At 68.4% G+C, this 9805-nt stretch carries 8 protein-coding genes, 3 tRNA genes and 1 pseudogene; 4 read left to right on the top strand and 8 right to left on the bottom strand.

Features of this window, described 5'->3' with window-relative positions; all coding sequences use genetic code 11:
* The first annotated feature begins 836 nt into the window (after positions 1-836).
* Positions 837-1232, top strand: a complete 396-nt coding sequence (locus IEY55_RS15535; protein WP_189058399.1) for a hypothetical protein — start codon at positions 837-839, stop codon at positions 1230-1232.
* Between the two features lie 364 nt (positions 1233-1596).
* Here the strand turns inward: IEY55_RS15535 and IEY55_RS15530 are convergent.
* From IEY55_RS15530 to IEY55_RS15515, 4 genes are all read right to left on the bottom strand, one after another.
* Positions 1597-1669: transfer RNA gene (locus IEY55_RS15530), tRNA-Arg, on the bottom strand.
* A 31-nt stretch (positions 1670-1700) separates the two neighbouring features.
* Positions 1701-1794, bottom strand: a tRNA-Ser gene (locus IEY55_RS15525).
* A gap of 176 nt (positions 1795-1970) precedes the next feature.
* Positions 1971-3995, bottom strand: coding sequence for an acetoacetate--CoA ligase (locus tag IEY55_RS15520; protein WP_189058398.1), 2025 nt, complete (start codon positions 3993-3995; stop codon positions 1971-1973).
* A gap of 72 nt (positions 3996-4067) precedes the next feature.
* Positions 4068-4772 carry a dienelactone hydrolase family protein gene (locus IEY55_RS15515; protein ID WP_189058397.1) on the bottom strand — a complete coding sequence of 235 codons (705 nt, stop codon included), beginning with the start codon at positions 4770-4772 and terminating at the stop codon, positions 4068-4070.
* Between the two features lie 122 nt (positions 4773-4894).
* Between IEY55_RS15515 and hisC the strand changes: the two genes are divergently transcribed.
* Positions 4895-5947, top strand: coding sequence for a histidinol-phosphate transaminase (gene hisC, locus IEY55_RS15510; protein ID WP_189058396.1), 1053 nt, complete (start codon positions 4895-4897; stop codon positions 5945-5947).
* Here the strand turns inward: hisC and IEY55_RS15505 are convergent, their stop codons facing one another.
* The gene (locus tag IEY55_RS15505) at positions 5948-6415 is read right to left on the bottom strand and encodes a PIN domain-containing protein (RefSeq protein WP_189058395.1); all 468 of its coding nucleotides are present in this window, start codon (positions 6413-6415) and stop codon (positions 5948-5950) included. It abuts the gene before it with no gap.
* Positions 6412-6672 carry a hypothetical protein gene (locus IEY55_RS15500; RefSeq protein WP_189058394.1) on the bottom strand — a complete coding sequence of 87 codons (261 nt, stop codon included), beginning with the start codon at positions 6670-6672 and terminating at the stop codon, positions 6412-6414. The genes IEY55_RS15505 and IEY55_RS15500 overlap by 4 nt, the downstream gene beginning before the upstream one ends.
* A 281-nt stretch (positions 6673-6953) precedes the next feature.
* Between IEY55_RS15500 and IEY55_RS15495 the strand changes: the two genes are divergently transcribed.
* Positions 6954-7214, top strand: coding sequence for a hypothetical protein (locus tag IEY55_RS15495; RefSeq protein ID WP_189058393.1), 261 nt, complete (start codon positions 6954-6956; stop codon positions 7212-7214).
* A gap of 141 nt (positions 7215-7355) precedes the next feature.
* Here IEY55_RS15495 and IEY55_RS15490 read toward each other — a convergent pair.
* Both IEY55_RS15490 and IEY55_RS15485 read right to left on the bottom strand, forming a co-directional pair.
* Positions 7356-7440 (bottom strand) — tRNA-Ser (locus IEY55_RS15490).
* Between the two features lie 33 nt (positions 7441-7473).
* Positions 7474-7905, bottom strand: coding sequence for a MarR family winged helix-turn-helix transcriptional regulator (locus IEY55_RS15485; RefSeq protein ID WP_189058433.1), 432 nt, complete (start codon positions 7903-7905; stop codon positions 7474-7476).
* Positions 7906-8090: 185 nt separating this feature from the next.
* On the opposite strand from IEY55_RS15485, the pseudogene IEY55_RS15480 reads away from it, so the two are divergent.
* Positions 8091-9802 (top strand): annotated as a pseudogene (locus IEY55_RS15480) (bifunctional metallophosphatase/5'-nucleotidase).
* Positions 9803-9805 lie beyond the last annotated feature (3 nt).

Raw genomic sequence — 9805 nt, 5'->3', positions numbered from 1 at the left:
CCACCATCACTGGCATACATCCGGCACGCTGTTGAGTTCTCAAAGAACACACGCACACCATCACCAACCGCACCATCCCGCGCGACCAGATCCAGGGCGTCTGTCACCAAACCTTCTCGATGATTCCAGGCTAACCCGCCCGATTCCCGCCTGTCAAATCCGCTCACCCGCACTCTCACGCGAGCCCACAGACCCCGGCAGCACTACGGCCCAACCCAGAACCCATATTGGTTTCTCACCGAACGCGTCGGGAACGCTAACCGATCACCGTTCCCCCGTCAAATCCGACCCCACCAGAGGCGAACCCAAACAGCAGAAACCGCTCCCGATATTCACATTCCCACACACAACCAGTCCCGGAGAACCCACACACATCCACCCCACCAGGAGGGGATCTAGGACCCGAAACCGGCGGCCGCCCACTCTACCACCCACCGATGGGAGCCTGGTTCGCGACCCACTGCCCCGCCCGTCCGCCACAGCAACCCAGTCCCCCGGGCCATCGACGTCCGTTCCGCGCTGACGAGAGAGAAATTTACGCGTCCGCCACCTCAAGGTCAAATCGCCTGGTCACAGGCTCTCGCCGCGGAACAGGTGGCGTGTTTTCGGTGGTCAATCACTCGGTAGTGGATCACCCGCTCACCGGTTCCAGACCGACGTGACGGGCGACACGTGAAGATCCTTGGGCTCACACCAGCGCGGGTTCCAGACCCGACCCCGGGGTTCCAAGAGCGCTCGCACCCAGCACAGAAGTTCGCCATACGCACCGCACTGACCGGCACGAGTTGTCCCGATCGGCCAAGCTCGGACCAACGGCCGGACGAAGGGAGTCACCTGTGGACGTGCCATCTACCTGTGGCCAGGGCCTCGCGGCGCATTCCGTGTTACCCGCGAAGCTTGGCGGGTTGACCGCTGCCGTGGCGAACGTGCTCGAGACCCACGCGAAGGCCCTTGACCTCGAGGATGAGAACGCCAAGCAGGAGCACGTCGTCTACCAGAGGCTTGTCGAGGCACACCGGCAGGTCGCTACTCAGTTGCTCGCGACGGGTCGGGAGATGGCGGGGTATCGAGACCTGCCGATGGGCAGGCATGACCCGAACCTGATGGCGTCACCGGAGGTTGCCGAGATCTTCGAGAAGTTCGTGCAGGCTGAGCAGGAACTGCTGGCGTTGCTCCAAGAGTGGGTCGAGCAGGATCAGACGATGCTTCGTGACATGGGCCGGATGGAGTAGCAATCAACATTGGAGCCCGGGCCTGGCACACAGGACCGATCCGGCGCGGATGGATCGACGCCAACCCGACTCGCACCTGTGCACGTATCAGGGGTCGGTGAACGTGGGCCGTCGGGATCGGCCCGAGCACCGAGGTGCTGCCCCACAGTCATCCTGACCGGCTCCTGTTCGGCGCGGTCAGCGTCGCCCTCCCGCCTCGACCCGGGCCCACGCCAGCACTCGGCAGGTGGGCCGATCGTGCACGGCCATACCGGCACCGTCAGGTCAAGGTGTCAGCCGGCGGTGTGCTCGACACGGGCGACGCCCCAGGGGTCACGAAAAGAGAAGGCCCTAGCCGGCTGAGCGGCTAAGACCCTCCTCGATGCGCGCTCGGCAGGACTCGAACCTGCAACCTCTTGATCCGTAGTCAAGTGCTCTATCCATTGAGCTACGAGCGCATCTTCTCTTCACTTGTCCGGCGGAGCCGGTTGGCGGAGGCTCCGGGATTTGAACCCGGGAGGGGGTTTGAGCCCCCAACCGCATTAGCAGTGCGGCGCCATAGACCAGACTAGGCGAAGCCTCCCGGGGCCACCGCGGCCACCGGACGCAAAGACTACACACCTTCGACCCCGAAGAGCAAAGCGGGAGGTCGCCAGGTGGGCGGGTGGGCCCACACAGGGCCCTTCCCACCCCCTCCGGCAGGACGAAACCGCAGGCCCAGCGCACGCGGGCGGATCATTGTGATCCGCCGCACCGAGATCAACTCGGGTGCTGGGCGCCGGCCCGGACGGCGAGCTCGAGGAAGGGCCGGAGCGCGTCCGGGTTCGCCAGGGCGTCCCGGCTGACAGCCCGCTCCGGCGGCGTACCGGAGAGGATCTTCTTGACCGGAACCTCGCACTTCTTCCCGTTGAGCGTTCGAGGAACGTCGGCCACCACGAAGAATCGGTTGGGCACGTGGCGCGGCGAGAGCTGGGTCCGCAAGGCGGCCCGCAGCTCCGGTTCCACGTCCGCCAGCTCGGTTCCCGGTGCCAACACAAGGAAGCACAGCAGCTCCCCTTCCGGCTGGCCCACGCCGGTGGTGTCGATGACCAGTGAGTCGACGACGGCGTCGAAGCTCTCGACGACGCGGTAGAACTCGCTCGTTCCCATGCGCACGCCACCGCGGTTGAGGGTCGAGTCGCTGCGTCCGTAGATCACGCAGGAGCCCCGTGGGGTGACGCGGATCCAGTCCCCGTGCCGCCATATCCCCGGGTAGGTGTCGAAGTAGGCGTCCCGCAGCCTGGTGCCGTCCGGGTCGTTCCAGAAGAACACCGGCATGGACGGCATCGGTTTGGTGATCACCAGCTCGCCGACCTCGTCCACGACCTCCCGGCCGGCCTCGTCGTAGGCGGCGACGGCGGCGCCCAACATGCGGCACGAGATCTCGCCCCGCCACACGGGAACGTCCGGCGCCGACCCGACGAAGGCGGTGCACAGGTCGGTGCCGCCGGAAACCGAGCAGATCTGCACGTGCTTGCCTACCGACTCGATGATCCAGCCGAAGCCCTCGGGGGTGAGTGGCGCGCCGGTCGAGCCGACCGCGCGCAGCCCGGAGAGGTCGAACTCCCGGTTCGGATGGAGGTCCTGCTTGAGGCACGCCTGGACGTAGGGCGCGGACGTGCCGAAGTAGGAGACGCGGTGCTCCTCGGCGAGCCGCCACAGGGTGCGCATGTCGGGGTGGCCCGGGCTGCCGTCGTAGAGCACGACCGTGGTGCCCACCAGCAGGCCGGAAATGAGGAAGTTCCACATCATCCAGCCGGTGGTGGTGAACCAGAAGAAGCGCTCGCCGGGGCCGAGGTCGCAGTGCAGTGACAGCGCCTTGAGGTGCTCCAGGACGATCCCGCCGTGCCCCTGCACGATGCCCTTGGGGAGACCGGTCGTGCCGGATGAGTACAGCACCCACAGCGGGTGGGCGAAGGAAACAGGCTGGAACGCCAGCTCAGCGCCTTCGTGCCGGGACAGTAGGTCCGACCATTCGACGACCTGGTGCGGTCCATCGGCGAGGGTCGCGCCCTGGCCGAGATAGTCGATCAGCACGGTGGCGCACAGGCTCGGGATGGCCGCACGCAGTTGCTCGACGGTCGGTCGGACGTCGAAGGCGCGGCCTGCGTAGCGATAGCCGCCGACCGCCACCAGCACCGTGGGCCCGATCTGCTCGAAGCGGTCGGCGACGGCCCGTACCCCGAAGTCCGGGGAGCACGAGGACCAGGTTGCCCCCAGGCTCGCGGCTGCGAGAAACGCGACGAGCGCCTCGGGGGAGTTCGGTACGAGGCCGACCACACGGTCGCCCCGGCGCACACCCAGCTCGACGAGCCCGGCGCGGAAGGCGGCCACTCGCGAGCGCAGTTCCCCGTAGGTGAGGCGTTCGGTGTGTCCGTCTTCCCGCGCGAACACCAGGGCGATGTCCTGGTCGTCCTTGCCCGGACCAGGACGGAGCGCGTGCTCCGCGTAGTTCAGCGTCGCCCCCGGGAACCATTCGGTACCCGGCATGTCCGTGTTTCCGAGCACAGCGGTCGGCCGCTCGTGGAACCGCACCTGGCAGAACCCGGCGACCGCTCCCCAGAAGCCGGCGAGGTCGTCGACCGACCACCGCCACAGCGCGTCGTAGTCGGGCAGGTCGAGGCCGCGGTTGTCGCGAAGCCACCCACGGAACGCCGCGATGCGGCTGCGTGCGACCCGGTCGGGGTCGGGGCGCCACAACACGTCCGGTGCGCCGGCACCGTTGCCGGCCGGGTTGTCGGTCATGCCCTGTTCCTAGCCGATCCGGCGGGCCGGGAGAAGGGGTCCGACGGGGGTGCCCACGTCGGGGGCGTCCGGTCAGCGCAGATGGGAGTCGAACCAGTTGAGGGTGCGCTGCCAGGCGTCCTCGGCGTTGCGGGCGCGGTCCAGCACGGGGTCGACCGGTTCCGGATAGCGCACGACGTTGGTGGCCATCTCGGAGCGCTCGGCCGCCTCGCGCAGCTTCTCGACCTCCTCGGCGGAGATCCTCGGGTCCGCCTCGGTGTAGATGCCGAGCCAGGGGCAGGTCAGCTCGCCGGCCACGTGGACCAGCGAGGGGAGCCCGTCGGACACCGGGGACAGGATTCCGCCGCCACCGATGGTGACCGCGGCGCCGAGCGTGCGGCTGGCGGCCACCACCATGGCGACCGATCCACCCAGTCCGTAGCCGACGACGCCCATCTGGTCGTCCTTGACGCCACGGCCGGACAGCCACACGAACGAGGCGTCGGTGTCGGCCAGCACAGACTCGCCCGACAGCCGGTTGACCTGGTCGCGGAGCCGTTCCTCACCCTCGCTCTCGTCGAGCTCGTCGGCGCCGTCGCGGTGGTACAGGTGCGGGACGACGGCCAGCCAGCCCTCGGCGGCCAGGCTCCGCGCCATGTCGCGAACCGCGTCGGTGACGCCGCGGGCCTCGTGCAGCACGACGAGCCCACCCCGCACGGCGGACTCCGGCTCGCCGACGGTGAGCCGCAGCTCGCTGCCGTCGGTGAGCGGGAGGGTCTCGGTCCGGATCTCCGTCATACCCCCAGCCAACCACGTGGGGGTGAACCCGAGTCAACGTGCCAACTCTGTTGGAGCACTGCCGTGTGGAGGTTCGGGCCGCTACGGTGCGGCCAGGTGAGTGACCTGACAAGGAGTCGCAGATGAGTGTCCGGATCCGCCCCGACCTCGACCGGCTGCCGGGTTACGTGCCCGGCCGCACCGTGCCTGGTGCGATCAAACTGGCCAGCAACGAGGTGTCGCTCGGCCCACTGCCGAGCGTGGTGGAGGCCATTACGCGGGCCGGGACCGAGGTCAACCGTTACCCGGATACCGCGGCGTCGGCGCTGGTCGAGCGGCTGTCGGAGCGGCTGGAGGTGGCGCCGGGGAGGCTCGCGGTGGGGTGCGGTTCGGTGACGCTGTGCCAGCAACTGGTGCAGGCGACCTGTACCGAGGCGAACGAGGTGATTTTCGCCTGGCGGTCGTTCGAGGCGTACCCGATCATCGCGCAGGTTTCCAACGCACGGCAGGTTCGGGTGCCGCTGACGGCCGAGTACACGTTGGACCTTCCGGCCATGGCTGCGGCGGTGACGCCGGCAACCCGGCTGGTATTCGTGTGCACCCCGAACAATCCGACCGGTCCCGCGGTGCGGCGGGCGGAGCTGGAGCGGTTCCTGGACTCGGTGCCGTCGGATGTGGTCGTGGTCCTGGACGAGGCATACCGGGAGTTCGTGACCGATCCCGAGGTGCCGGACGGGCTCGAGCTGGCGCGCGAGCGGGACAACGTGGTCGTGTTGCGCACGTTCTCCAAGGCTTACGGGCTGGCTGGCCTGCGGGTGGGCTATGCGGTGGCGACCCCGGTCGTCGCCGAGGCACTGCGGAAGGTGTACATCCCGTTCAGCGTGAACTCGGTCGCCCAGGCGGCGGCAGTCGCATCGTTGGATGCCGCGGACGAGTTGCTGGCGCGGTGTCAGGGGATTGTCGCCGAGCGGGAGCGAGTGCGGTCGGAGCTGTTGTCGCTGGGGTACGAGGTGCCCGAGACGCAGGCGAACTTCGTGTGGCTGGCGTTGGGTGAACGCACCGAGGCGTTCAACGAGCACTGCCTGGACAACAAGGTCGTGGTGCGGGCGTTCGCGGGTGACGGGGCACGGGTCACGGTGAGCACGCCGGAGGAGAACGACGTGTTCCTCGCCGCTGCCCGGTCGTTCCTGTCCTGATCAGGGGCGCAGTGCTGGGTCGCGGAAGTCGAGGACCGGGACGGGGAGGCCGGCTTCGGCCAATGCGAGCCAGTGCTTGTCGCCGGTGAGTACGGGTAGCTGCTCCGTCCAGGCGTGCGCCAGGCAGCAGATGTCGCCCAGAGACAGGGTGCCAGCGGCCTGCGGGCCCGCTGCTCGCCGGGCCGTGGCGTCCAGCCGCTTGAGCTCGACGAAGTGCTCGGCGTCGGTGGGGAGGACCGGCTGGGCCTGCAGGCCCGTGGCGTCCAGGTCGGCTGCGGCGCGGTGTGGGTCGAGGCCGGCCAGCTCGGCCAGGGTGTGGAGCACCTCGCCGAGGTTGACCGCGGTGATGACCGCGTGGGAGAGCACGTCGTCGAAACGGGCGGCCCGGTCGTCCCCGTCGAGTAGGGCGAGGACGAATGAGGCGTCCAGCAGGATCGGCCCGGACGGGAGCCGGCGGCGCGAGGTCATTCCAGGCTGGTGTCGGCGGAACGGTCGGCGAACAGGCTGGTCTCCAGCCGTTCGTTGCGGTGTCGGCGGCGTTTGCCCTCGCTGACCGCGGTGCGCAACCGGCGCAGAGCGGCGCGGGGGTCCTCCAGCAGGATCCGGCCGGGGGTGTCGACCCGGGCCACCAGCTCGGTGACCTCGGTCAGCCCAGCCTCGGCCAGTAGGCGGGCGGGGAGGGTGGGCCGCCGCTTGCTGTCCAGGACGAGCCGGTAGGTCGCCATGTCGCCCACGGTACGCCTTACGTGGGAAGATCGTGCGTCTTCCCACGTCGGGGTATTCACTTGCACCCTCGGCGACGATCACAGGATGCGACTGCCCCATGGTGCCCTCTCGGATACGGAAGCCGGGATCCTGGGCCCCCACCACCGGATGAGCGGATTCTCAAGACCGTCTTCCACAACGCGGCCCGACAAGTCTGGGGTCGGGTGACCGGCTACTTCCCGTCGAGCAGTCACGCAACTACCACAGGGTCAAGATCGCTCTGCCTCGTAGCGGGGTCGTCGTGCTGGGCCAGGTGTGGCTCCCACTACTCGCGATCGTGGAGCCGAAGGATGAGCATGGGCTGACGCTGCGGTTCCTGGATGTGCCAGCGCTTGCGCAGGCCCTCATGCGGATCTCGCCGTACCGGGTGCTGTCTCGTGCTGTTCTGGAGAGCCCTCTCACGGAGGAGGACCTGGCGACCTTGTCGCGGCACGAGCTCCGGGAGATCCGCTTCTGGCGCCCCGAGACCGTGGCAGAGGTCCTGTTCAACGACTGGGACTGAGGCCGTCGTGGAGTCCAGTCCGCCCTTGTCCCGACGGAGAAGCCAGCCCAAGCGTGTGCACTGGACGCGCCCGTGCGCGCTCAGCCGTGCACTGCTAAGACCACCTCTGACCCACGTTTCCGCAGGCCAGAGGCATTACAGCGGAAGCGGAGGGATTCGAACCCCCGGACCCTTGCGGGTCTCCCGCTTTCAAGGCGGGTGCATTCGGCCGCTCTGCCACGCTTCCAGGAACCGGAGGGTAACCGGCCGGCCCCGCGGATCAGGAGTTGGCATCCCGCAGGTGGTTGGTGACACGTTCGAAGATGCGGGTGAGCATGGCCCGTTCCTCGTCGTCGAGCAGGTCGATCAGGTGCGCGCGAACCCCGTCCAGGTGGGTGGGCGCGGCGGCCTGCAGCAGCTCCCAGCCCTGCTCGGTGAGATGGGCGAACACGCCGCGACCGTCGCTCGGGCACTCCGAACGCCGTACCAGCCCGGCCGACTCCAGCCGCGCCACCTGGTGCGACACCCGGCTCTTCGACGAGGCCACCTCGCTGGCGAGCTGGCTCATCCGCATCCGGTGCTCGGGCTGCTCGGAAAGGCGGACCAGGATCTCGTAGTCGGCCAGTGCCAGGTCGTGCTCCTCGGCCAGATCACGGTGCAGCCGGTACTCCAGCATCTGACTGCCGACTATGTAGGCCCGCCACGCACGCATCTCGTCGTCGTTGAGCCAGCGAGGTTCGGTTCCAGCAGCGGTCACCCCTCCAGGCTAGGCGCTCCGTCCCCGCTCAGGGCTGCTCACGCTGTGTTCACCGCCACGTCTGGTGCCGGCCGCCCTCGCCCGGCACACTCCTGCGCCGGGTGCCCGGAGCTGTGCGGGCGCCGTCTGGAGGGAACTTCATGACCATTTCGTCTCGCCTGCTACGGCGCGCCTCGGCACTGGTGACCGCGCTGGCGTTGCTCGTCGCGCCGGCCGCAGCCGCCGGTCCCGGGCACGATCCCGGCACCACCGAGATCCGCCTGATCGGCTTCAACGACTTCCACGGCAACCTCGAGCCGCCCGCCGGCTCTTCGGGGCGTGTCAGGTTGTCGGACGGCACGGCTGTGGAGGCCGGCGGCGCCGCGTACCTCGCGACCCACGTGCGGGAGCTCCGCGCGCAGACACCGAACTCGCTGCTGCTCTCCGCCGGCGACAACATCGGTGCCTCGCCGCTGGCATCCGCGTTGTTCCACGACGAGCCGACGATCGAGCTGTTCAACCAGATCGGGGTCGACGCATCGGCCGTGGGCAACCACGAGCTGGACGAGGGTACCGCGAGCTGCAGCGAATCCAGTTCGGCGGCTGTCACCCGGTCGACGGGTGCCAGTTCCGCGATCCCTACCGGGGCGCGCAGTGGCCGTACCTCGCGGCCAACATGACCTTCAAGGGCTCGCACGTCCCAGCTGCCCCGCCGTTCACCATCAAGAAGGTGCACGGCGTGCGTGTCGGCATCATCGGTCTGCCGTTGCAGGACCTGCCGAGCGTGGTTTCCGCCGAGGGCATCAAGGACCTCGACTTCGGCCCGGAGATCGACGCGATCGACCGCTACACCGACATCCTCGACCGGATGGGCGTGAAGGTCATCGTGGTGACGCTGCACCAAGGCGACAACACCGAAGGCGGGGGACCGAACGACTGTCGCACGACACCAGGGCCGGCACGGGCCATCGCCGAGAAAGTGTCGCCCAAGGTGGACGTCGTGTTCACCGGACACAGCCACCAGCAGTACGTGTGCACGGTGACCGACCCGGCAGGTCAGCCGCGGCCGATGGTGCAGGGCTTCTCCTTCGGCCGGATCCTCTCGGTGGTCGACATCAAGGTGGACCGTCGCACCAAGGACGTCATCCGGTCGGAGACCAAGGCGTTCAACCACGTGGTGACGCGGGACGTACTTGCCGACCGGAGCGCGCAGACGCTCGTGGACGAGGCCAAGTCCAAAGCGGCACCCATCGCGAACCGTCCGGTCGGCTCCATCACCGCGGATATCCCACGGTCGTCGGTGGCCTCTGGTGAGTCGCCGCTCGGCAACCTCATCGCGGATGCGCAGCTCGAAGCCACCAAGGACACCGGTGCACAAATCGCGTTGATGAACCCCGGTGGTGTGCGTGGGGACCTGGTGTTCGCGTCCTCACCAGCTGGGGAAGGCGACGGCGTGGTGACCTACGGCGAGGCATACACGGTTCAGCCGTTCGGGAACGTTCTGCAGACAATGACGTTGACGGGAACCCAGCTCAAGGCCGTGCTGGAGCAGCAGTGGCTGACGAAGCCGGACGGCACCGTGCAGCAGCGGGTCCTCCAGCCGTCGGCCGGACTGCATTACACGTGGTCGGCCTCTGCGCCCGTGGGGTCGAAGGTGTCCGACGTGACCATCGGTGGTCAGCCCCTGGAACCCACTGGGACGTACCGCGTGACGGTGAACAGCTTCCTCGCCGGTGGCGGGGATGGTTTCACCGAGCTGCGAAACGGGGCGGACGTGACCGGCGGCGTCGTGGATCTCGACGCCTTCGTCGACTACCTGAAGGCGCACCCGGGCCTGGCTCCGCCCGCGACCGACCGCATTTCCCTCGGCTAGTCA

This window comes from Longimycelium tulufanense (assembly GCF_014645795.1).
Classification (GTDB): Bacteria; Actinomycetota; Actinomycetes; order Mycobacteriales; family Pseudonocardiaceae; genus Longimycelium; species Longimycelium tulufanense.
The sequence above is the reverse complement of the archived record's forward strand: the minus strand, read 5'-3'. Positions and strand labels throughout refer to the sequence as shown.

Excerpts from the sequence above, each read along its gene's own strand:
- IEY55_RS15520 (WP_189058398.1), bottom strand. The coding sequence starts at position 3,995 with ATGACCGACAACCCGGCCGGCAACGGTGCCGGCGCACCGGACGTGTTG.
- IEY55_RS15515 (WP_189058397.1), bottom strand. The coding sequence starts at position 4,772 with ATGACGGAGATCCGGACCGAGACCCTCCCGCTCACCGACGGCAGCGAG.
- hisC (WP_189058396.1), top strand. The coding sequence starts at position 4,895 with ATGAGTGTCCGGATCCGCCCCGACCTCGACCGGCTGCCGGGTTACGTG.
- IEY55_RS15505 (WP_189058395.1), bottom strand. The coding sequence starts at position 6,415 with ATGACCTCGCGCCGCCGGCTCCCGTCCGGGCCGATCCTGCTGGACGCC.
- IEY55_RS15500 (WP_189058394.1), bottom strand. The coding sequence starts at position 6,672 with ATGGCGACCTACCGGCTCGTCCTGGACAGCAAGCGGCGGCCCACCCTC.
- IEY55_RS15485 (WP_189058433.1), bottom strand. The coding sequence starts at position 7,905 with ATGCGTGCGTGGCGGGCCTACATAGTCGGCAGTCAGATGCTGGAGTAC.